23 protein-coding genes and 1 tRNA gene are annotated in these 22,114 nt (G+C 63.8%); 11 read left to right on the top strand and 13 right to left on the bottom strand.

Features of this window, described 5'->3' with window-relative positions:
- Positions 1-123 precede the first annotated feature (123 nt).
- Positions 124-555, top strand: a complete 432-nt coding sequence (locus ACVW16_RS14950; RefSeq protein WP_456699943.1) for a DUF3775 domain-containing protein — start codon at positions 124-126, stop codon at positions 553-555.
- 53 nt (positions 556-608) lie between these two features.
- Here the strand turns inward: ACVW16_RS14950 and ACVW16_RS14945 are convergent, their stop codons facing one another.
- The 3 genes from ACVW16_RS14945 to ACVW16_RS14935 form a co-directional block, all read right to left on the bottom strand.
- Positions 609-1,391, bottom strand: coding sequence for an SDR family oxidoreductase (locus tag ACVW16_RS14945; protein WP_456737093.1), 783 nt, complete (start codon positions 1,389-1,391; stop codon positions 609-611).
- 175 nt (positions 1,392-1,566) lie between these two features.
- Entirely contained in the window at positions 1,567-2,079 is a 513-nt protein-coding gene (locus tag ACVW16_RS14940; protein ID WP_456737094.1) for a CvpA family protein, read from the bottom strand.
- A 310-nt stretch (positions 2,080-2,389) separates the two neighbouring features.
- Positions 2,390-3,982, bottom strand: coding sequence for a GMC family oxidoreductase (locus ACVW16_RS14935; protein WP_456737095.1), 1,593 nt, complete (start codon positions 3,980-3,982; stop codon positions 2,390-2,392).
- A gap of 369 nt (positions 3,983-4,351) precedes the next feature.
- Between ACVW16_RS14935 and ACVW16_RS14930 the strand changes: the two genes are divergently transcribed.
- From ACVW16_RS14930 to ACVW16_RS14910, 5 genes are all read left to right on the top strand, one after another.
- A tRNA-Met gene (locus ACVW16_RS14930) sits at positions 4,352-4,428 on the top strand.
- A gap of 199 nt (positions 4,429-4,627) precedes the next feature.
- The gene (locus tag ACVW16_RS14925) at positions 4,628-5,029 is read left to right on the top strand and encodes a thioredoxin family protein (protein WP_456699940.1); all 402 of its coding nucleotides are present in this window, start codon (positions 4,628-4,630) and stop codon (positions 5,027-5,029) included.
- Between the two features lie 86 nt (positions 5,030-5,115).
- Entirely contained in the window at positions 5,116-5,838 is a 723-nt protein-coding gene (locus ACVW16_RS14920) for a cytochrome c biogenesis CcdA family protein (RefSeq protein WP_456738278.1), read from the top strand.
- Entirely contained in the window at positions 5,771-6,403 is a 633-nt protein-coding gene (locus ACVW16_RS14915) for a sigma-70 family RNA polymerase sigma factor (protein ID WP_456699938.1), read from the top strand. The genes ACVW16_RS14920 and ACVW16_RS14915 overlap by 68 nt, the downstream gene beginning before the upstream one ends.
- On the top strand, positions 6,404-7,063 hold the full coding sequence (locus ACVW16_RS14910; protein WP_456737097.1) for an NrsF family protein: 660 nt from the start codon (positions 6,404-6,406) through the stop codon (positions 7,061-7,063).
- Between the two features lie 134 nt (positions 7,064-7,197).
- On the opposite strand, the gene ACVW16_RS14905 is transcribed toward ACVW16_RS14910, so the two are convergent.
- From ACVW16_RS14905 to ACVW16_RS14890, 4 genes are all read right to left on the bottom strand, one after another.
- Positions 7,198-7,791: a DUF1349 domain-containing protein gene (locus tag ACVW16_RS14905; protein ID WP_456737098.1), complete on the bottom strand. Its 594-nt coding sequence runs from the start codon at positions 7,789-7,791 to the stop codon at positions 7,198-7,200.
- A gap of 126 nt (positions 7,792-7,917) precedes the next feature.
- On the bottom strand, positions 7,918-8,841 hold the full coding sequence (locus ACVW16_RS14900) for a substrate-binding domain-containing protein (protein WP_456738279.1): 924 nt from the start codon (positions 8,839-8,841) through the stop codon (positions 7,918-7,920).
- A 37-nt stretch (positions 8,842-8,878) separates the two neighbouring features.
- The gene (locus ACVW16_RS14895) at positions 8,879-10,216 is read right to left on the bottom strand and encodes an ABC transporter permease (RefSeq protein ID WP_456737099.1); all 1,338 of its coding nucleotides are present in this window, start codon (positions 10,214-10,216) and stop codon (positions 8,879-8,881) included.
- Positions 10,213-11,853: a sugar ABC transporter ATP-binding protein gene (locus ACVW16_RS14890; protein WP_456738841.1), complete on the bottom strand. Its 1,641-nt coding sequence runs from the start codon at positions 11,851-11,853 to the stop codon at positions 10,213-10,215. The genes ACVW16_RS14895 and ACVW16_RS14890 overlap by 4 nt, the downstream gene beginning before the upstream one ends.
- A gap of 169 nt (positions 11,854-12,022) precedes the next feature.
- Here ACVW16_RS14890 and ACVW16_RS14885 point away from each other — a divergent pair, with 169 nt between their 5' ends.
- Complete coding sequence (locus ACVW16_RS14885; protein ID WP_456737101.1) at positions 12,023-12,736, top strand: GntR family transcriptional regulator; 714 nt, start codon at positions 12,023-12,025, stop codon at positions 12,734-12,736.
- A 29-nt stretch (positions 12,737-12,765) separates the two neighbouring features.
- On the opposite strand, the gene ACVW16_RS14880 is transcribed toward ACVW16_RS14885, so the two are convergent.
- Genes ACVW16_RS14880 through ACVW16_RS14860 form a run of 5 tightly spaced genes read right to left on the bottom strand, consistent with a single transcriptional unit; the run spans position 12,766 to position 16,746 of the window.
- Positions 12,766-13,533, bottom strand: a complete 768-nt coding sequence (locus tag ACVW16_RS14880; protein WP_456699932.1) for an ABC transporter permease — start codon at positions 13,531-13,533, stop codon at positions 12,766-12,768.
- Positions 13,530-14,294: an ABC transporter permease gene (locus ACVW16_RS14875; RefSeq protein ID WP_456737102.1), complete on the bottom strand. Its 765-nt coding sequence runs from the start codon at positions 14,292-14,294 to the stop codon at positions 13,530-13,532. The genes ACVW16_RS14880 and ACVW16_RS14875 overlap by 4 nt, the downstream gene beginning before the upstream one ends.
- The gene (locus tag ACVW16_RS14870) at positions 14,291-15,097 is read right to left on the bottom strand and encodes an ABC transporter ATP-binding protein (RefSeq protein WP_456699930.1); all 807 of its coding nucleotides are present in this window, start codon (positions 15,095-15,097) and stop codon (positions 14,291-14,293) included. Before ACVW16_RS14870 ends, ACVW16_RS14875 begins: the two co-directional genes overlap by 4 nt.
- Positions 15,094-15,798 carry a GntR family transcriptional regulator gene (locus ACVW16_RS14865; protein ID WP_456699929.1) on the bottom strand — a complete coding sequence of 235 codons (705 nt, stop codon included), beginning with the start codon at positions 15,796-15,798 and terminating at the stop codon, positions 15,094-15,096. Before ACVW16_RS14865 ends, ACVW16_RS14870 begins: the two co-directional genes overlap by 4 nt.
- A 12-nt stretch (positions 15,799-15,810) precedes the next feature.
- Positions 15,811-16,746, bottom strand: a complete 936-nt coding sequence (locus ACVW16_RS14860) for an ABC transporter substrate-binding protein (RefSeq protein WP_456699928.1) — start codon at positions 16,744-16,746, stop codon at positions 15,811-15,813.
- A gap of 100 nt (positions 16,747-16,846) precedes the next feature.
- Between ACVW16_RS14860 and ACVW16_RS14855 the strand changes: the two genes are divergently transcribed.
- Positions 16,847-17,836 carry a fumarylacetoacetate hydrolase family protein gene (locus ACVW16_RS14855; RefSeq protein ID WP_456699927.1) on the top strand — a complete coding sequence of 330 codons (990 nt, stop codon included), beginning with the start codon at positions 16,847-16,849 and terminating at the stop codon, positions 17,834-17,836.
- Between the two features lie 47 nt (positions 17,837-17,883).
- The gene (locus ACVW16_RS14850; protein ID WP_456737103.1) at positions 17,884-18,660 is read left to right on the top strand and encodes a cyclase family protein; all 777 of its coding nucleotides are present in this window, start codon (positions 17,884-17,886) and stop codon (positions 18,658-18,660) included.
- Between the two features lie 94 nt (positions 18,661-18,754).
- Here the strand turns inward: ACVW16_RS14850 and ACVW16_RS14845 are convergent, their stop codons facing one another.
- Positions 18,755-19,948 carry an MFS transporter gene (locus ACVW16_RS14845; RefSeq protein ID WP_456699925.1) on the bottom strand — a complete coding sequence of 398 codons (1,194 nt, stop codon included), beginning with the start codon at positions 19,946-19,948 and terminating at the stop codon, positions 18,755-18,757.
- A 182-nt stretch (positions 19,949-20,130) separates the two neighbouring features.
- Between ACVW16_RS14845 and ACVW16_RS14840 the strand changes: the two genes are divergently transcribed.
- Together ACVW16_RS14840 and ACVW16_RS14835 are read left to right on the top strand one after the other, a co-directional pair.
- The gene (locus ACVW16_RS14840; protein ID WP_456738839.1) at positions 20,131-20,934 is read left to right on the top strand and encodes an MBL fold metallo-hydrolase; all 804 of its coding nucleotides are present in this window, start codon (positions 20,131-20,133) and stop codon (positions 20,932-20,934) included.
- Between the two features lie 159 nt (positions 20,935-21,093).
- Positions 21,094-22,113 carry an alpha/beta fold hydrolase gene (locus ACVW16_RS14835; protein ID WP_456737105.1) on the top strand — a complete coding sequence of 340 codons (1,020 nt, stop codon included), beginning with the start codon at positions 21,094-21,096 and terminating at the stop codon, positions 22,111-22,113.
- Position 22,114 lies beyond the last annotated feature (1 nt).

Genomic DNA, 22,114 nt, shown 5'->3' with positions numbered 1-22,114 from the left:
CCTCATTTCTTGCTTTCGCGAAAGATGCGGCGTCGCGCCGTCGAACGCAATGGATCATCTGCCGTGATGCCGCGTTGTCTCGGGAACCTGAAATCAGTCACGCCACGAGCTGAGGGGAAACCCATGCCAGAGCTTGCCATTTCTGCCGACAAGATCGCCTTTATCATCGAGAAGGCCCGCGAATTCGACGTCAAGGAATCCGCGACCGATGAGGATTCCGGCTCGAATGCCACCGATGACGACGAAATCGACGTGCTGGAGGACACGGCCTCCGACCCGGTCGCAGCCGAGCTCACTGGATTCATCCGGGCGCTGAACGAAGACGAGCAACTTGACCTCGTCACGCTGATGTGGCTCGGCCGCGGCGATGGCAACGTGGACGAGTGGGACGATCTGCGTAGCCGGGCGATCGAGGCCCGCGCCGGATACAAAGCGCCGCGGCGCGAAGTGGTGCAATATCTGCTGGGCGAGCCGATGCTCGGTGATCTGCTCGCCGACGGCATGGACGAGCTCGGCATAAGCTGGACCGACGAGCGAACCACGCCGGCGTCATAGCGCGTTCTGCTGTCACCTCTCCCGCGAGCGGGAGCGGTGACAGCATCAAGCTCTCACAGGGTGCCGGGGAAAGCGCCGCCGTCGAGCAAGATGTTTTGCCCGGTGATGAAGCCGGCCTTGGCGCCGCAGAGGAAGGCGCAGGCATAGCCGAACTCGTCGGGCTGGCCGAAGCGGCCGGCCGGATTGAGCTTGGCGCGCTCGGCCAGGATCTGCGCCGGCGTGACGCCACGCTTGTCGGCTTCGCCCTTCGCGGTGCTGGTCAGGCGATCTGTTTCGAACGGGCCCGGCAACAGGCCGTTGATGGTGACGTTGTTGATCACGGTCTTGCGCGACAGGCCGGCGATGAAGCCGGTGAGGCCGGCGCGCGCGCCGTTGGAGAGGCCGAGAATGTCGATCGGCGCCTTGACCGCCGCCGAGGTGATGTTGACGATGCGGCCGAACTTGCGCGACATCATGCCGTCGACGGTCGCCTTGATCAACTCGATCGGGGTGAGCATGTTGGCGTCGATCGCCTTGATCCAGTCGTCGCGAGTCCAGTTGCGGAAATCGCCGGGCGGCGGGCCGCCGGCATTGTTGATGAGGATGTCGGGCTCGGGGCAGGCTTTCAGCACGGCCTCGCGGCCGGCTGGCGTGGTGATGTCGCCGACGATCTCGGTGACCTTCACCGCGGGAAAGGCCTTGCGGATTTCGTCCGCCGTCTTCTTCAGCGCCTCGGCGCCGCGTGCGGTCAGCGTGACGTCAACGCCGGCGTCGGCCAACGAGAAAGCGCAGGCGCGGCCGAGGCCCTTGCTGGATGCGCAGACGATGGCGCGGCGACCTTTGATCCCAAGATCCACTGTTTCACTCCCATGGTGTCAGGCAAAGTTTTTGGATGGCGGCACTCTAGCCAACTGCGGTGCCCCTGATAAGGGACGGGCCCGCGTCAAAATGCATGGCGCGGCGCTTGGCGATGCAAATGCGCAGATATGATCCGAAATCCTGTGGGTTTTCCGAAAGGATGGTGCCCGACGATCAGATGCGCCGCTCCTGCTTGAGGCGATCGATTGCCTCGGCCGCCTCTGGAGGGAGTGACTTGAAGCCCATCTGCCCGACCGCCGAGAACAACGGCCGCAGATGCGAGCCCGCGAGGAAGGGCGGCTGGCGATTGGCCGGCACGATCTGGTCGAACACCAGCACCAGCGAGGTCGCGACAAGCCCGACCCTGACGGCGCCGAGCGCGGCGCCGCCGAGGCGGTCGCCGATCCCGGCGTCACGGATGGTGTCGTCCAGGACGAAGCGACCGATATATCCAAGCAACATGCCGACCACCACGAAGATGCCGAAGAACCAGATCCAGCTCTGGACCAGCGGGACATGCGGATTGCCCGCAATCTGCGGCGCAATCATCGGCATCAGCGAGACCGCGATCGGGGCGGCAAGGAGATAGGCGAGAATGGTCATGGCGCTGCGGAGCAGGCCGGTTTTGAAGCCGAAGCCGATCGCGATTGCCAACGCGGCATAGACCGCGAGATCGAAGCTGTTCATGAGCGAAACCCTGCCGATCGAACCAATGAACGGCGAACCGGTCATTCGGTTTCAGATCGCTAAAATCGTCTGCGTTTTCGTTGGCTCCACAGGAACGGATACTGCGCCTTTCAGGATTATTCGAGACGGGTAAAGAAAACATCTTCTGGTTGCGGTCTCGGCGTGCACAATTTGCATGCGGGGGCTGCGACCCATAGTCCAAGGTGTGGTTCGGCGAAGATTCGGAATTGCCAGCTCACGCCACAATCGCTTCCCGGATCTGCGCTTCGCTTGCCCGGGATCACGGCGGAGTTTGAGGGAGAGCTTCGCCCTACCGCATCTCCGCCCGGATCATATCCGCGGCCTTCTCCCCGATCATGATGGTTGGCGCATTGGTGTTGCCGCCGATCAGCGTCGGCATGATCGAGGCGTCGACGATGCGCAAACCGTCCACGCCATGCACCTTCAGCTTCGGATCGACCACGGCCATCGCATCCGTGCCCATCTTGCAGGTGCCGACGGGATGATAGACGGTGTCGACCCGGTTGCGCAAAATGTTGCGGATGTCGTCGTCGGTGCGCACATCTGATGTGAACATGTCCTTCTTCTGCAATGCGCGCAGCGCAGGCGTCTCCATCAGGCGCCGCGTGGTCTTGAAGCCCGCGACCATCGACTCGAGGTCTTCCGTCTCCCCCAGGAAGTTCGGATCGATCATCGGCGCGGCGAGTGGATCGACGCTTTTCAGCCATACGCTGCCGCGGCTTTTCGGCCTGAGCAGGCAGACGTGGCATGAGAAGCCTGCCTCCTTGTGCTTCTTGCGGCCGTGATCATCGAGCATCGCAATGACGAAGTGCAGCTGGATGTCAGGCACCTCGAGGTCGGGCCGCGTCTTCAGGAAGCCGCCACACTCGGCGAAGTTGGTGGTCATCAGGCCGCGTCTCTCCTTGCGGTACTGCTGGATGCCCCGGAGCAGGGAAGGCAGCCGACCGAGCGAGGCGTGCACGAAGTGCGGATAGTCGGAGGCGTAGACGAACACGAAATCCGGATGGTCCTGCAGATTGCGCCCGACGCCCGGCAGATGATGCGTGACGCCGATACCGTGCTTGCCAAGTGCCTCACCATCGCCGACGCCTGACAGCATCAAGAGTTGCGGCGATTGGAACGCGCCGCCGGCGAGGACCACCTCACGACGTGCGCGCAGCTGCTTCTTTTGCTTGCCCTGTACATATTCGACGCCGATCGCGCGCCCACCTTCGAACAGGATCTTCGTGGCATGCGCCCCGGTCTCGACGCGAAGATTGGTGCGCTTGTCCAGATGGGGATTCACATAGGCCCGCGCCGCGCTCCAGCGCTCGCCCCTGTGCTGCGTCACCTGATAGCTGCCGAGGCCTTCGTGATCTTCGGCGTTGAAGTCCTCGCGGATGCGGAATTGCGCCTCGCGTGCGGCCTGGTGGAAGATCTCATGGATCGGATTGTCCGAGCGCAGCCTGTTGACATGCAGCGGGCCGCCCTTGCCGTGATAGTCGTCGTCGAAATCGCTGTTGTCTTCCGAGCGCTTGAAATAGGGCAGCACGTCCGCATACGACCAGCCCTCATTGCCGAGCGCGGCCCAGTGGTCGTAGTCCCATTTGTGGCCGCGGATATAGACCATGGCGTTGATGGCCGAGGAGCCGCCGAGGCCCTTGCCGCGCGGTTGATAGCCGATGCGGCCATTCAAGCCCTTTTGGGGCACGGTATCGAAGGCCCAGTTGGCCGTCTTGTATGGCAGAGCGAGCCCGAACGGCGTGGTGATGCGCCAGTTGTCGTTGCGCCCACCCGCATCGAGCAGCGCCACCGATGTCGCCGCGTCCTCCGACAGCCGCCCCGCCACCGCGCAACCGCCGGAACCCGCGCCCACGACGACGAAATCGAATGTGTCAGCCACTTGTGTTTCCCCCATTTTTTCTCGTCATTCCGGGGCGCGCGCAGCGCGGACCCGAAAATCCATTGCGCCCCCTGTGACACGGTTGGCCGCTGTTTTGTTGCCCCAAGCTGGCGCTTTGTGGAACTTCTGGCAAGTGTGCGGCAAATCGGCCGGAAACCGCGCCCGCTAGCTGTCACAAAGTCGAAAAAAACGTCCCCACAGCCCTTTCCAAAGGCGGTCCGGGTTGGTACATAGCGCCCGCACCCAACGGGTTTTGCCCGGGGTTGCCTTCCAGGAAGCCTTCGGGACGGGAGAAGCAAGCCGCGCGCACAGCGTCGGCCCTCAATCCACCGTCCCCGGCCTTTTCACGAAGGCAAGGCAATAGTTTAACGCGGGGTGGAGCAGCCCGGTAGCTCGTCAGGCTCATAACCTGAAGGTCATAGGTTCAAATCCTATCCCCGCAACCAAATTGATAACCCCGGCAATGTGATTTGCCGGGGTTATTTTTTGCGTCCGCATTTGGTCTTCGCCAGGTGTGCCCAGCATCGCGATGCCGCGACGCGAATTTATCTTCGACGGCTGTAACTCTTTCGCACCTGCATCCGAACCTTGGAGCATGAACCCGGCGGCGTTTGCCGGGATGTCAGCAGCGACCAGGAGATTGGGATGCGCTTTTCAAGAACGATGGCTGCGGCCGTGCTGGCCCTGGGCCTGTCTGCGGGACTGGCGCCCGCTGCTTCAGCTGCGACGGAGATGCCGTTCACAGCGCAGGCATTCGATTCGGCCCAGCACGAGGGCAAGCCGATCCTAGTCCACATCACCGCACCCTGGTGTCCCTATTGCGCCAAGCAGAGGCCGATCCTGGACAGCATCGAGAGTGAGGCGGCGTTCAAGGATCTCGTCGTCTACAACGTTGACTTCGACACGCAAAAGGACATCGTCCGGAGTTTGGGCGCCCAGAAGCAAAGCACGCTCATCGTATTCCACGGCGCAGCCGAAAAGGGGCGCTCGACCGGCGATACCGATGCCAACTCGATCAAGACGTTGCTGCGGAAGGCGAACGACTAGCTCGCCTCGTTGGTTCCGGCGCGTGCTCGTTCGTGCCAGCGCTGGTTTCGCCAGGACGCGCTGCTTGAAGAAATATCGGAGTGACCTTGTCATTCGTCAGCGTGGGATTCGGCTTTATCGCCGGCATGCTCTCGACCTTGTCTCCTTGCGTCCTGCCGTTGCTGCCGCTCGTGCTCGGGCCTGCGCTGGCCGCGCATCGTCTGGGTGTGCCGGCACTGCTGGCAGGTCTGGTGCTGTCTTTCACCGGCATCGGAATCTTCGTCGCCACGATGGGTTTCGCGATCGGTCTCGATGGTGACGTGTTCCGCGACATATCTGCCGTTCTGCTCGCCGGATTGGGCGGCCTCCTGCTCAGCGACGTCCTGCAACAGCGGTTCGCGTTGGCTGCCAGCGGTGTGAGCAATGCCGGGAGCCGGCTGATCGCCCGTATGAGTCCGACCGGCGTCAAGGGGCAGTTCGCGGTGGGCATCCTGCTGGGAGCGCTCTGGAGTCCCTGCGTGGGACCCACGCTCGGAGCCGCATCGGTGCTTGCGTCCCGGGGCCAGAATCTCGTCAGCGTGACGGCCGTCATGATTGCCTTCGGGCTGGGAACGGCGGTCCCCTTGCTCATCGTTGGGGCGCTGTCCAGAACGGCGTTGATGCGCTGGCGGGGCAGAATGATGAATGCTGGAAAGGGCGGCAAGTTCTTGCTCGGTGCCAGCGCGGTGACAGTGGCTATCCTGATCCTGACCGGCGCGGATCATGTCCTGGAAGGCGCGCTGGTCGCCGCGTCGCCGGCTTGGCTGGTCGATTTCACCACGCGGTTCTGAAATGTCCGGCTTGCGCGCGGCGGACCCACAGGAATGGACGGCGCTCATGGTTGAGGGGCAACGCGGCGATACACAGGCCTATCACCGGCTGTTGCTCGGCATCACACCTTATCTGCGGGCCATTGCTAACCGGGTGCATCGCAACCCGAGCGATGCGGAAGATACTGTTCAGGATATTCTGCTGACTCTGCACGAGGTTCGGCACACCTACGACCCGGCACGCCCGTTCAAGCCCTGGCTGGCCGGCATCGCGAGACATCGTGTTGCCGATCGCTTGCGCGCGCTCGGACGGGTGGCCGCAGGGGAAGTGATGTTGGACATCGAACATGAAGCCTTTGCGGCGGTCGACAAGAGCGGCGACGCGGCACTGAACAGCCGGGCCGTGGAAGCAGCGCTGCTGGCGCTTCCGGCGGGCCAGCGCCAGGCCATCACGCTGTTGAAGCTGCAAGAACAATCGTTGAAGGAGGCCGCCGCGCAGAGCGGGATGTCCATTGCATCTCTGAAGGTGTCTGCTCATCGGGGGATCAAGGCGCTCAGGCGTCTTCTGGGCGACGGAGACGCGTAGATGGAGACCTCCGATCTCATTCAGTCCCTTGCGAATACGGCGCGGCCGATCCGCGTCATTCGCCCTCCGCTGCTTCGCGCGGGCTGCTGGTTGCTGATCACGCTCGTCGCTCTGGTTTTGCTGGCCCTCGAACATGGTCTTCGGTCGGATATCGCGAACCAGCTGCGCAACCCGTCTTTCCTCGTTGGGACGACGGCCTCTTGCCTCACCGGCGCGCTGGCCGCCCTCGGTTGCCTGATGGCGAGCCTGCCGGACCGTTCGCGCTATTGGCTGCTGCTTCCACTGCCGCCGCTCGCGGTGTGGACGGCGACCCTTGGATATGGTTGCCTGACAGATTGGGTGAGCTACGACGCCGGTGGTCTGCGGATGGGCGCGGCGTTTCAGTGCTTCGCCACGGTTCTCCTCGTCAGCTTGCCGCTTTCGGCGTCCATTTTCGTGATGCTGCGTCATGCGGCCCGCCTGCGTCCGACCTTGGTGACGCTGGCGGCAGGATTGGCCGTTGCGGGCATGACGTCGACGGCCATGTCGCTGCTCTATCGCCTCGATGCGACGGTCATGAACCTGATCTGGAATCTTGGAACGGCCACGCTGATCGTGCTCATCGAGGCCATTGTTGGACGGCGGGTTCTGACGCGGATGGCGAAGGCGGCGGGACGCTGATCCGACCGGATGCAACGCACGGAAGCGGTCTGCTCCAAGGCGCGATGAGCTCGCGATGAATCGTCATCGCGCTTTAGGTTATTGTTTGCGCATATCATTTCGGAAAGCCGCTGCACATTTTTCTGGAACATGCTTTAGCTGAGATCGTGCAGATCCTTGCCGAGCGGCGCTTTCAGGGAAAATCCAGTGAAGGTGACCGGCAATCCCGCGCGTTCGGGTGTGCAAGCCATGGGACCGATGAGATAGGATTGCGCTCTCGTGAAAGAAGCCAGCCGCACGAGCGGCCAGCTTTTACCGTCAGCCGAGGCCTGCACTCGAACGACGCCGTCCGAGACGGTGACGCGCATCCGGAAATCGCGGGCATCGTGCTGATACGGGGCCGTTGCCCAATCCGACTGCCCAATGGTCAGTACGCTCGACAGCATGGCGCGGCCGTCCGAAAACTCGATTCCGGCCTTGATCCAGTGCTCGGCGTCGATCCGCACCATGATGCCGGCCTGATCGTAGAGTTCCTTAAAATCGCACTGGACGCGAAGCTCGGCCGTAAACGCCTCCGCGGTCCGAAAGCCCAGGAAGTGGCCGTTGTCGCGGCAGAACCCGTAATGCGTCTTCTGCCAGAAATCGGTGGCGTTGTCGGTGACGATATCGAGCCTGTCGCCCTGCGCGGTCCACCGCTCCGGTTCATTCAGCCAAACTCCATCGTGCCTCGCGAAGATGGCAGCGCTCATGTCAAACCTCGGTGAAAGTTTTTGAATCCGCCTGACGTCGATCTGGCGCGCAAGCGCAGGGCGAACGGAGAGCCGGGGTCGCGATGGCGACCCCGGCTCTCCGAGACGCATGTCAGGGCGTTCAAATCACAGCAGCCCGTTCTTCTTCAGGATCTCAGGCGCGTTCTCCTTGGTGATCAGCATGGTCGGCAAGGTGATGACGGGCTCGAGCTTCTCGCCTTTGAGCAGCTTTGCCGCCTGCCTCAATCCTTCCGCGCCGGGCGTTGCGTAGAGGAAGGTCGCGGTGAGCTGGCCCTTGGAGACCCAGGTGACGCCTTCGTCCGGCAATCCGTCGATGCCGATGATGAACTTGATGTCCTTGTCGCGGCCGGCGTCCTTGGCGGCGAGATAGGCGCCGTAGGCCATCGGATCGTTATGGCCGTAGACCATGTCGATCTTCTCGTTGTTGCGCAGCGCCGTCGTCATGATGTCGTAGGCCTTGTCCTGCTTCCAGTCGCCCGACTGGTTGTTGAGCAGGTATTTGATGCCAGGCTCCTTGTCGGTGAAGGCATGGAAGCCGTCGTGCCGGTCGTGAGCCGGTTGGGTGCCCATGCCGCCCCAGATTTCGACGACGTTGCCGGCCGCCTTGCCGGGGCCGCCGAGCAGCTTCACCGCGTGCTCGCCGGCCGCCTTGCCGATCGCTACGTTGTCACCGCCGATGAACTGGGTGATGCGCTTGGTGTCGACATTGCGGTCGAGCACGATGACGGGAATCTTGGCGTCGATCGCCTTCTCGACCACGCCGGTCAGGCCGGCCGATTCCTTGGGTGAGATCAGCAGCACGTTGACCTGCTGCACGATCAGATTGTCGCAATCGGCGACCTGTTTCTCGGTCTTGTCCTGGCCGTCCGTGATGATGAGGTCGATATCCGGATGGTTCTTGGCCTCGGCGAGGATGTCCTTGTTGAACTGCACGCGCCACGGCTCCAGCGTGGTGCACTGGCTGAAGCCGACTTTCGACTTGCCGGCGGCCTTCGCGGGCGTCCAGCCGGCCGGCAGATAGATGGTCATTGCGGCACCTGCCGCGGTGGTCGACAACTTCAAGAACTCACGACGCTTCATCGAGATCCTCCCTTGCGAGTTGGGCCTTTGCGGCGCTTGGCAGCCGATGGGGCTCGGCTGTTTTCGGATCGGCCTCTGCCCCGCCCGATCGGCGGAACCGCCATCGCGCGACGAGCTGACCGAGATTCTGTTCCTGCACCAGCACGGTGCAGACGATGATCAACCCCTTCATCACGAGCTGGACGTTGGAGTCGATGTTCTGAAGCTGCAGGATGTCGGAGAGCAGGCCGAAGATCAGGACGCCGACAAAGGTGCCGGCGAGGCCGCCGCGACCGCCCATCAGGCTGGTGCCGCCGATCACGACGGCGGCGATCGCATCGAGCTCGAGGCCGGTGCCGGCGTCGGGCTTGCCCTGCCGGTATTGCGCGACGAACAGCACGCCGGCGATGCCCGCGAGCAGGCCCGACAACAAATAGGCGGTGAGTTGCACCTGCGCGACCTTGACGCCGGAGAGCTTGGCGGCCTCGACATTGCCGCCGATCGCATAGGCATAGCGCCCGAACGTGGTGAAGCGCAGGATCGCGCCGAACAGGCAGATGGCCGCGAGGAAGAACACGCTCGGCACCGGCAGCACGCCCCACAGCATCGAGCGCAACAGCTCGAAGGCCTCGGTCGCATTGGTCCCGGTGTAGACAGGGACCACGGCATTGTCGGACCCGGCTGTCAATCGCGCGATGCCGAGTGCGCTGACCATCATCGCGAGCGTCGCGATGAAGGGCTGCAGCCGGCCGGTGACGATCAGGAGCCCGTTGACGCCGCCGAGCACCATCGCGAGGCAGGGCGCGATCAAGAGGACACCGAGCACGCCGAATTTCGCCGGCACCTGGTTCATCGTCCACCAGCCGATGGCGATGGCGACGACAAGGCCGAGCAATCCCGGAATGCCCATGCTCTGCCAGCGCGTCAGCGCGATCTCGCGCCGCCGTCCGGCACTGACATCGCGGCCGCGCGCGAGACCAGCGAACACGAAGCGCGCAGCCAGCGCCACGGCCGCGCCGCCGACGAGGATCGCGGCCGGCACGCCGATCACGGATGCGGAGGTCCAGCCGCGTTTGGTCAGCAGCATCGCGCAGATCACCGTCGAAAAGCCCATCACCGAGCCGACCGATAGATCGATGCCGCCGAGCAGGATGACCATGGTCATGCCGGTCGCGACCAGTCCGGTGATCGAGACCTGGCGCAGCACGTCGGTGAGATTGCCGTAGGACAGGAAGATGTTGTGGCCGGATGAGGTGTGCGGCGAGGTGAGGGCGCCGACCAGGCAGATCAGCAGCAGACCCCAATAGAGCTTGGTGCGGGAGAGCAGGCGGAACAGTGCTTTCATGACGCGGCTTCCTGCAACCATCTCGCCATCCCCGGTGCCGCAAGGCGCATCACCGTCTCCTGCGTCGCATTCTCGCGCGCCAGGATGCCGGTCTGCCGTCCCTCGCACATGACGAGGATGCGGTCGGACAACAGCAGCAGCTCGGGCATCTCCGAGGTCACCACGATGATGCCGAGCCCCTGCGCGGCGAGATCGAAGATCAACCGGTAGATCTCCTGCTTGGCGCCGATGTCGATGCCGCGGGTCGGCTCGTCGAGCAGCAGGATGCGCGGTTCGGTCGCCAGCCATTTGCCGATCACGACCTTTTGCTGGTTACCGCCGGACAACGCGGCGGCCTCCTGACCGATGCCGGTGCAGCGAACCGAGAGCCGCCTGACCATGTCGGCCGCGAGTGCGCGTTCGCGGGCGAAGGCTCGCAGGCCAAATCGCGACAGCGCGCCGATCGAGGGCAGCGCGACATTGTCGCAGATCGAGGCAGCCAAATGCAGGCCGCGCTCCTTGCGGTCCTCGCTGACGAGCGCGACGCCGTGATGGTAGGCGTCGGAGGCAGAGACGATGTCGACCGCCGCACCGTCGATCGCGATGCTGCCGGTGCGCCAGCCGCGCGCCACGCCAAAGATCGATTCCAGGATCTCCGTCCGCCCGGACCCGAGCAGGCCGCCGATGCCGAGGATCTCGCCGCGCTTCAGCTCGAAGCTGACACCGTGCAGCGTCCTTCGCCATCCGTGCGGCCCGAGCGTATCCAGCGTCAGGCCCTGCACCGAGAGGACGACCGCGCCGTCCCGCGCCGTCGCGCCGCGCTCGTTCGCCGTCATCTCGCGGCCGACCATCGCCGAGATGATGGCGCCGCGCGAGAGCTCGTCGATGGGCGCGGTCACCACGCGCCGGCCGTCGCGCAGCACGGTGACGCGGTCGGCAAGCTCCAGCACCTCCTCGATGCGATGCGACGTATAGATGATCGCGACGCCTTCGCGCGCGAGCTGGCGCACGATCTTGAACAGCGTGTCGCATTCCGACGACGACAGCGCCGAGGTCGGCTCATCCATGATGAGGATGCGCGCGTTCAGTGACAGCGCCTTGGCGATCTCGACGAGCTGCTGCTCGCCGACGCGCAAGCCCGCGATCCTGGTATCAGGCGCGATGCTGACGCCGAGGCGCGCCAGCAGACGTCCGGCCGCTCTGATCATCCGGCGCCGGTCGATCAATACGCCGCCGATCAGCGGCTCCCGGCCAAGGAAGATATTGTCGGCGACGCTCAGCTCGGGAACGAGGTTGAGCTCCTGGTGGATGATGGCGACGCCGGCCTCTTCGGCATCGCGTACGCCGCTGAAGGATGCAGCACGGCCCTCGACCAGAATGGTGCCGTCGTAGCTCGTGTGCACGCCGGCAAGAATCTTCATCAGGGTGCTCTTGCCGGCACCGTTCTCACCCATCAGCGCATGCACTTCGCCGTGGCGCAAATCGAAGTCGACGTCCTGGAGCGCCTTCACGCCGGCAAAGGATTTGGAGACCCGCTCCGCGCTGAGCACGGCATGTCCAGCCGGCACGCCGGGGCGGCTACCAAGCTCGACCACGCGAGAGGAGCGCGGCGCGCCACGCTCGTCATCTGCCCCGAGCGCGCCGAAGCGTGTGTCCATTGGCTTTCCTCCCGGCGTGCCGTCAGTCCCTGGGAAGACATCGAGCCGCAGGTGATGGTTTATTAGTTGACTGATATGCTAGTTATATCAGTTGATGCTCGTCAAGCCTTTTGGTCAGCGCGATTGGCGTTGCGGCATGGAAATGTGTAGATCGGCTGGGGATCAAAGCATGCATTCAGTCGGTGGTTTCAGTGGCGGCACACGGCCAGCGCGCGGGCGCAGTGCAGGCGGATCAAAGGTCGACCAGGCCTATGTTGCGCTGAAACGCGCCATCGTCTCCGGCTTGCTCGCGCCCGAAACGCCGATCGACAAGAACGAATGGTGCGCACGCTTCGAGGTGTCCAAGCTGTCGATCACGACGGCGATCAACCGGCTCGCCTTCGAAGGACTGGTCGTGGTCGAGCCGCAGCGCGGTTCCTACGTCGCCCGGATTCATCTCGAGGACGTCAGGCAGTGGATGCTGATGCGCCGCGCGCTGGAGGTCGAGGTCGTCGGCGTCTGCGCGGCCGGCTTGTCCGACGATTCGATCGGCGCGCTGAGCCAGAACCTCGCTTATCAAAAGGCTGCGATCGCGAGCGGAGACCTCGAAGGCTTCCATGAGCTCGATACCCGGTTTCATCACCAGATGACCGAGAACCTGAGCCTCGCGCGCGTCGGCGAAGTGCTCGATCCGATCCGCACCCATCTTGAACGCGTTCGCCGCACCCTGCTGCCGGAGCCTGGCCGGCTCAAGGGAACGTACACGGAGCACGAGGCGATCTACCGCAGCATTGCCGATCGCGATCCCGAAAGAGCAAGGGCAGAGATGGCCAACCACCTCGATCGCGTCGCGCGCGAGTTGCACGCGTTCGTGGAGAAGCACCCTGGGTTCTTCGAGAATTAGGCTTGGGTGTCGTCCAAATCGCTGCCGCGCTACCGGGCGGCAGTTTGCCAGGCGAGCAGTCGCTGCTCGACGAGCGACATTGCAATCGACGTCAGATATCCGGTCGCACCGAGCAGGATGACGCCGGCGAAGAGGTCGGCGGACCGGAACGCACGTGCCGAGAGCAGAACCCACTGACCAAGGCCGTCGAGCCCGGCCAGGATCTCGCAGACCACCGAGAGGATCAGCGCGACCGTCAGGCTGAGCCGCATGCCGGCGAGGATATCAGGCAAAGCCGACGGCAGTGCGATCTTGCTGATCACGGCGGCGCGCGACATCTGCAGCGAGCGGGCGACCTCGTAGAGCCGCGGCTCGACTGCGGCAAAGCCATGAATGGTTGCGAGCATGATCGGCCAGATCGCGCCGAAGGCGATCACGAACAGTGCCATGCCTTGCGTCAGCCCGAGCATCGCGATCGCAACCGGGATGATCGCCGAGACCGGCAGGGGCCGCAAGAATTCCAGGGACGGCGCGACATAGGCGCGCATCACCTTCGACGATCCGATCAGCGCACCGAGCGCAATACCGGCGATCGAGGCGGCGAGCCACCCATAGGCCATGTGCTCGAGCGTCCCGATGAGCTTGCCGGCGAGATCTCCGCTCGAAAAGCCGCGCAGCAGCGCGGCCCAGGCCCTATCGGGACCGGGCAGGAACACCGGCGAGACCACGCGCAGATTGGCGATGAGTTGCCAGGCCGCGAAGACGCCGGCCGCGACGAGGACGCTTGCGACACGCCAGAGGATCTCCGCGCGGTTCATGCATTGTCTCCGGCAAGCGCGGCACGGCCGAATAGTCGGCGCTGGATCGCAATCAACAGGATGTTCAGCGCGTAGCCGATCACGCCGATCCACACGAGGTAGGCGAGCATCAGATCGGCGCGCAGCGCCTGCTGCGCCAGCATGATGCCGGCGCCGAGGCCGATCGGATTGATCGCAATCTCGACGGTGACGGCGACGATCAGGGCGATCCCAGCCGACAGGCGAAAGGCGATGAAGATCCGCGGTAGCGCCGCCGGGATCACGATCTTCGCGATTCGTTGCGTCGCGCTTAGCCGCAGGGCGCGCGATACTTCCATCAATCGCGGCTCGATGCTGCGCACCGCGCTGCGCGTCAGGATCAGCATCGGCCAGACGCAGGCGAACGCCACGATCACGATCTCCATCCGGTAGCCGAACCCCAGCGCGATCAACGCGATCGGCAGCAGCGCGATCGAGGGAATGGGACGGATTGCCTCGACCGTCACCTCCATCAGCCGGTCGATCGGGCGCGAGATGCCGAAGGCGATGCCGAGGGCAAGTCCGATTGCGCCACCGATCGCCAGCCCTGCAAAGGCGGCGAACAGTGTGTCGCGGATCGCGATCGGAATCGAGAGATCGGCAAGCGCCGCCGCCAGTGCTGCGAGGATCGCGCTCGGCGGGGCCAGGCTGTCGCTTTGCAGATGGGTGAGGCGCGCCCAGAGCTCGAACGCCAGCATCAGCGCCAGCGGTAGCAGCAGGGGCCTGGTGCGATCGAGGCTCAATGTTCGGTCGCCTTGATGAAGTCGAACAACTGCCGGCGCAGCCGCAGGAATTCGGGGAGCTCGCGGGTGGCGAGCTGGTCGCGCGGGCGCGGCAGGTCGACATCGAGCTCGATCCCGATCCGGCCCGGATGCGGCAACAAGCCAATGACCCGGTCGCCGAGATAGATCGCCTCGTCGAGATCGTGAGTCACGAAAATGACGGTCGTCTGGCTCGCTTGCGTCAGCGACAGCACCTCGTCCTGAAGGCCCTGGCGCGTCATCGCATCCAGCGCGCCGAAGGGTTCGTCCATCAGCAGCGTCGTCGGCTCCTGCGCAAGGCAGCGCGCGATTTGCAGACGCTGCTGCATGCCGCCCGACATCTCGGTCGGATATTTGTCGGCATGGCCGGGCAAACCGACCTTGCGCAACAGCGCCTCGATGCGCACACCGCGCTCACGCGCCGGCACACGAGAAGCCTCCAGCGCCAGCGAGATGTTTCCGGACGAGGTCCGCCACGGCAACAGCGCCTTGCCATAATCCTGGAACACGATCGCGACCTCGCGGCGCGGCCCGGTGATCGACTCGTCGTCGAAAGTCACTGTACCGCTCGTGGGGCGATAGAGGCCCGCGGCGAGCCTCAGCGCCGTGGTCTTGCCGCAGCCGGAGGCGCCGACGATGCAGAGGAATTCGCCTGGCCGCACCTCCAGGTCGAGATTCTCGATGATGGTCTTGCCGCCAAGCTGCAGCGTCGCGGCGTTGAACGCAATCAGCGTTTTTTGACGTCGCGCGGCGCGCGCCTCGTCGAGCCTGGCAACGACGCTCATGATTGCTCCCTGCTATCAGGCGGATAGACGAAATTGATGGTCGAGTGCAGATGCGCCGTCAGCATTTTTTGCGCGGCGGCAACGTCGCGGGCGAGCACGTGGTCGGCGAGCATCTGGTGGCTCCGGATAAAGCCCTCGCCGCTGTCGATGACGCCCATCATCACGCGGCGGTAGCGATAGGCCTGGTCGTAGAGGTCGGAATGGGCGGCCAGCATGCGCTGTGAGCCGCAGGCGGCGAGCAGCGCGGTGTGAAAGCCTTTGTGCAGCCGGTCGAAATCGGCCGCGCCTTCGCGGAATTCATTGCCGGTGCGCTCGATATGCCGACGCATCTGATGCAGTGCACTGACGATGTTGGCCTCCCAGGCGACGTCGCCGCGGAGGATGGCGAGCCTGACGGCCTCGATCTCAACCGCTGTCCGCATACAGGTGATGTCGGCGAGATCCTCACGGCTGACCTCGGCGACACGGAAGCCGCGCTGGCCGATGCCGACGATCAGGCCGCGCGACATCAGCCGCGACAAGCCCTCGCGCAGGGGCGTGGCGCCGATGTCGTAGCGCTGCACGAGATCGACGATGCCGAGCCGCGATCCCGGCGCGAGATGTCCGGCCAGGATGTCCTGCTCGATGAGGTTTGCGGCGCGCTCGCTCAAGGTGCCGGCCTCAGTCGGCAGGCGTTCGAGAGTGCGCTCAGGAGCAGGCATCGTCGATATCCTTCAGTTCAGCACCAGTTTCGCGGTGTCGAGCTTCGATTGCAGCATCTTTTGCGAGGACATCACGTCGATCCACCAGGCGAGGTCTTCCGGCTTCAGGCTCGGCTCGGACCGGTTCGGCGGCGTCGCCTTGACGAGCTGAAGCGGCTGCTTGGTGAACTTGGCGATCGAGGCGGAGGCCTTCTCGCGATCGCTGTTGACGATGGCGGCGGCCTCCGCGACCGCTTCGCGGAATCTTTTCACCGTCGCCGTATTCTTCTCCGCCCAGTCGCGCGATGCGGCGTAGAAGATGATCGGATCGGTGCGGCCGAGCTCGGCGCCATAGCGCGCGCCAACCGAGCCGAGCCCCGCATCGGTCATGCGCGTGACGAACGGCTCGGCGGTGAGTACGGCATCCACACCGCCTGATTTGATGATGTCGGCCATGGTCGGGAAGGTGACTTCGACGAAATTGACGCTCTTGGGATCGACGCCTTTCTCGACCAGCCATTTCACGAACAACACGTGCAGGAAGGCATTCAGGCCGGGGGCGCCGACCTTCTTGCCGACGAAATCCTTCGGCGCCTTGATGGTGATGCCGTTGCGGACGAAGGCGGCGATCGCGGTGTTCGAAGTCGTGTTCATGACCGAGGCGCCGGCGATCGCGACGAGGTCGAGGCCGCCGTCGACGGCCTGGAGGAAGACGGTGGAGGTTGGGCCGCCGACCTGAATCGAATTCGACAGGATCGCCGCCGGGATGTTGGAGTTGATTGCGATCGGCGTCATCTCGACGTCCAGCCCGTGCTTTTTGAAGATGCCTTCGTCGACCGCGACCATGGCCGAGGCGCAGTCGGAGGTCGCGGTGCAGCCGATCTGGATCTTGGCCTGCGCCAGCGCTGGTGCCGTCAAGGCAATGGACATCCCAAGCACGAGACCCGCCCGCATCACCCTATTGTGCATTCGCCCCACCACGCGCTCTCCCCAAATCTGTATTTTTTTGGGTTGTGTATCGATATTTTATCTGATCATATATTCTTCACGATAGCAAGAAGGATCCGAGGTGAAGCTCGCAACATTCAGATCGGCCGGTCAGGAGAAGATCGGCGCCGTCCATGCCAATGACAGCCAGATGTTCGATCTCGCCGCCGCCGCCGCGCGAGACGGCGAGGCCAATCCGGCCTTCCGCTCAATGCTGGCGCTGATCGACGCCGGGCCCAGCGCGCTCGATCAGGCCCGGGCCCTGTTCGACAAGCGCGGCGAGGACGCGACGCTGTCAACGGCGGTCAGCGCCGTCGATATCCTCGCGCCGGTGCCGGAGCCCAGGCAGATGCGCGACGGCATGTCGTTCGCGCTGCACATCCTGCAAGCGCCGCGCGGGCAGCGGAAGCTCGCCGCGCGCGCCAAGGGTGACATGGCGGAGTTGGCGCGCATCGATGCCGAGCCACTCGGCGAGCTGCCCGAGGTCTATCGCAAGCAGCCGATCTTTTACATCACCAACCGTTTTAGCGTCCGCGGCACAAACACCACGGTGAAATGGCCGCGCTACAGCAAGGTCATGGACTACGAGCTCGAATTCGGGATCATCACCAAGAACAAGGGCGCCAACATCTCCGCCGCGAAAGCGAAGGATCACATCTTCGGCTACACGATCTTCAACGATTTCTCCGCGCGCGACGCACAGCGCATCGAGATGGAGGGGCGGCTCGGCCCGGCCAAGGGCAAGAGCTTCGATGGCGGCAACGTGATGGGCCCCTGGATCGTGACGCCAGACGAGATCGGCGATCCCTACAAGCTGAAGATGGAAGCGCGCGTCAACGGCGAGGCCCGCTCGAAAGGCGTCTCCGAGGGCATGCTGTTTTCCTTCGAGGAGATCATCGCCCACGTCACCCAGGACGAGACGCTGATGCCCGGCGAATTCATCGGCTCCGGCACGGTCGGCAATGGCTGCGGCCTCGAGCTTGGATGGTATCTCGAGCATGGCGATACGATCGAGCTCGAGGTCGAGAGGATCGGTATCTTGAAGAACCGCGTCGAGCGGCAGGAAGCCTGAACGGACGCCTGACGGCCGCCAACCAAAACAATCAACGAGGAAGCGTCATGACGACCAAGCTGATCGACATCTCCGTCCCTCTCCAGAACGACGTGCCGGCCGATCCGCCCGGCAATCATCCGACGATCCAGTATATCGATCATCAGCAGGGCCTGCCGCGCATGCTGCAGTTCTTCGACGGACTGAAAGCCCAGGATCTGCCGGACGGGCAGGGGTGGGCGGTGGAACAGGTCACCCTCTCGACTCACAACGGCACGCATCTCGACGCGCCCTGGCATTTCCATCCGACCATGAATCGCGGCGAGCGGTCCTGGACCATCGACGAGGTGCCGCTGGAATGGTGCTTCCAGCCCGGTGTGAAACTCGACTTCCGGCACCTGCCGGACGGCTATGTCGCAACGGCCAAAGATGTCGAGGCCGAGCTCAAGCGCATCGGTCATGAGCTGAAGCCGCTGGAGATCGTCGTGGTCAACACCAGCGCCGGCGCCAAATATGGCCGGCAGGACTACGTCACCTCGGGCTGCGGCATGGGCTATGAGGCGACCATGTATCTGCTCGAGCGTGGTGTGCGTCTGACCGGCATCGACGGCTGGAGCTGGGACGCACCGTTCGTTCATACCGCGAAGAAATACGCCGAGACGAAGGACGCCAGCCTGATCTGGGAAGGCCACAAGGCCGGCCGCTACATCGGCTATTGCCATCTCGAGAAGCTGCACAATCTCGACCTGCTGCCGTCGACCGGCTTCAAGGTGTCATGCTTTCCCGTGAAGATCGAGCGCGCCTCGGCGGGTTGGACACGCGCTGTCGCGATCCTAGAGGACTAGCTTCTCCGGCCTTCGCGCGCGCCGGACAGATGTGGAATGGGCATCACCGGCAGATTGGTCCGCATCGCGGCGCGCGGAAGCAGAGCGATGCGCCTCAGTACTTCTTCACGTGCGCGCCGAACACCAGCCACAGCGCCATCGAGGCGAGACCGAAGCTGCCGAGTAACAGGAAGGTCGGGCCATAGCCGATCCACTGCGCGATCCAGCCGCCGAGTGCGGGGCTCAGGCTCGCGCCTACGCCTTGGACCGTGATGACAGCGCCTTGGCCCAGATTGATGCGGCCGGTGCCGTCGAGCGAGCGCGCGACCATCCCGGGCACCGCAACTGTTTGCAATCCGGTTCCGATGCCGTCGAGCACCTGCATCGGAACGACGCCCCACCACCCTGTCACGAAAAACGCCAGCACACCGCGGATCGGCAGAAACATGAAGGATACCAGGATCACCGGCCAATAATTGCGCTTTCCTGCGACCTGCATGGCAATGAGCGACGTCACGACCATGACGCCCTGTGCGATGACGACCGTGGTTGCAACGAAGCTCGGGCCGTTGGCCTGTCCCTGAGCCACCGCCGCAAGGCCATAGAGCGGAACGATCGCCGCATTGCCGAGATGAAAGATGGCGAGCGCGAGCGCCAGCACCAGCAGTGGCTTGTGCTTGAGGAGGACGGACATGGCATCCGGCGGGTTCTTGCTCTCGTCCTCCTTGCTGCCGCGGGCCTGGCGATCGTCGATGGATTTGGCAGGGATCATCAACACGCAGGCGATCGCGATGGCGCCGAACACCGCCGCCAGAACGAACACGGCGACGTAACCGAACTTGTAGCCGAGATATCCGGACAATGCCGCGCCAACCATGTTGCCTGCATGGTTGAAGGCCTGATTGCGCCCGTTCAGCGCGTTGAAGCCTTTTTGCTTGCCGATGCCGAGCGTGATGCCGGTGACCGCTGGAACGATTGCAGCACTCGCCAGCGACTGGGCCACTTGCGAGAAGGTCACGGCCCAGAAATTTTGCGAGACCAGGATGATCGTGGAAGCAAGGACGACGCAGATTCCGGGGATGATGACCCACAGCCGCTTGTTGCGACTGGAATCGATGAAGCCGCCGATCGGCGTCGTGACCAGCATGCCCGCGACATTGCCGATCGTCAGCGCCGTGCCGATCAACCCGGTCGCCCAACCGCGCTCTTGAAGGAATACGCCGACGAATGGTCCGATGCCGGACTGCATGTCGGCCATGAAGAAATTGACGGCGAACAAGGGCCAGATTCGGGAAGGGCGCGACATCATCGAGACTCTGAACGTGATGCTGCGGATCGCATGGGGTCTCGTGCAAGCGGAGATGGCTGACCAATCGCGCCCAAGGCGGACAGAAAAGTAACCTGCGCTAATCGCGTTGGTTCCTTCGGGCTTGCGATTGGAGGGCTGCGATGCCACCTCACAGGTATCCCGTTCTCCTCCGGATCACAGCCATGCCTCTCTGGACCTGCGAAACCTGCGGCGCGCAATTCCCGAACAGCGGGAAGCCGGCCGCATCCTGTCCGATCTGCGAAGACGAACGGCAGTATGTGAATTGGAAAGGGCAGACCTTTCTGACCCGCGAGACGCTCGCCGAGCGCCATCGCCTCGTCTGGCGCGACGATCTCGGCCTCACCGGTATCGCACTCGATCCGAGTTTTGCGATTGGCCAGCGCGCGTTGCTGATCCCCGATGGCAGGGGATGCGTGATGTGGGACTGTATTCCGCTGGCAACCTCGCAGGCGATCGCACACGTCAAATCGCTCGGCGGCCTGACGGCGATCGCCATCTCGCACCCTCATTACTATGGCGCGCTCGCCGACTGGAGCGAGGCCTTTGGCGGCGTGCCTGTCTATCTTCATGCCGATGACCGTCAATGGGTAACGCGTCCGCATTCCTCGATCGTGCACTGGACCGGCGATCAGCATCGCATCTCTGAAGATGTTCTGCTGCTGCGCACCGGCGGGCATTTTGCTGGCGCCACCGTGCTGCACCATGCGCGCGGTGCCGAGGGCAAAGGCGCGCTGCTCACTGGCGATATTGCGCAGGTGGCGATGGATCGCCGCTTCCTCAGCTTCATGTATTCCTATCCGAATTATATCCCGCTCGACGCCGCCGCGGTGCGGCGGATCGCGGCGGCTGTTGAGCCGCTCGCCTTCGACCGCATCTATGGTGCCTGGTGGGACCGCAACATCGCCGCAGGCGCCAAAGCTGTCTTCGCGGCGTCGGTGGAGCGATACATCGCAGCCATCGCCTGAGCCGGGAAGGCGAGACTCCCCCATTGCCTTTTCCAAATAAGTGGACTAAAAGTACAGTTATTGAGCGCGACGCAACGATGCGTTTGCTGGTCCGGCATGATCGATGCATCGTCGTCGCGGCGGGGCGCACTCTGCGCCGCGTGAGCGGGAGTTGGACAAGTGACCGGGCATCGCGGCTACGAGATCTTTGAGGCCGGCGACGTTGTGCTTCAGTCGGGCACGGTGTTCCCCGCGATGAAGCTCGCCTACAAGACTTACGGCACGCTGAATCAGGCGAAGGACAATGTCATCCTTTATCCGACCTCATTCAGCGCGCAACATTTTGATACCGAATGGTTGATCGGGCCCGATGGCGTGCTCGACCCCCTCAGCTATTTCGTCATCATCCCGAACCTGTTCGGCAACGGACTGTCGTCCTCGCCCTCGAACTGCGGCGCCAGGCCCTTTCCGCAACTCACCTATCACGACGCAGTTGCGGCCCAGCATCGCCTGTTGACCGAGCACTTCGGCATTACGAAGCTCGCGCTGGTCTATGGTTGGTCGATGGGCGGCATGCAGACCTATCACTGGGCGGCGCTACATCCGGCTATGGTTGAGCGCGCCGCGGTGGTCTGCGGCAGCGCGCGTTGCTCGCCTTACAACCATGTTTTTCTCGAAAGCGTGAAGGCTGCGCTATCGGGCGATCCCGGCTTCCGCGACGGCCGCTTTGTCGAGAAGCCGACAGCCGGCTATCGCGCCATGGGTCGCGTCTATGCCGGCTGGGCCATGTCTCACGGCTTTTACCGCGACGAACTGTGGCGCGAGGCGGGTTTTACGTCGCTCGAGGATTATCTCGTCCGAACTTGGGATTCGACCTTTGCCCGGCGCGACGGCAACGATCTGCTGGCGCAGGCCGGCATCTGGCAGCGCGGCGACATCAGCGCTTGTGCAGCGTTCGGCGGCCATCTCGATCGCGCACTGGCGGCGATCAAGGCGCACATGCTGCTGATGCCGGGCGCGACCGATCGCTATTTCGACGTCCGCGACAACGAGGACGAACTCGGCATGCTGATCAATGCGAAATCGGCCGTGCTGCATCCGATTCCGTCGCTGCACGGCCATCGCGCCGGCAACCCCGTCAGCAATCCGCGCGACCGGGCTTTCCTCAAAGCCGAGATCGCCGAGTTCCTCAACAAATAGT

Source organism: Bradyrhizobium sp. USDA 4474 (genome assembly GCF_054057515.1).
This window is presented reverse-complemented; position numbering and strand designations above follow the sequence as displayed.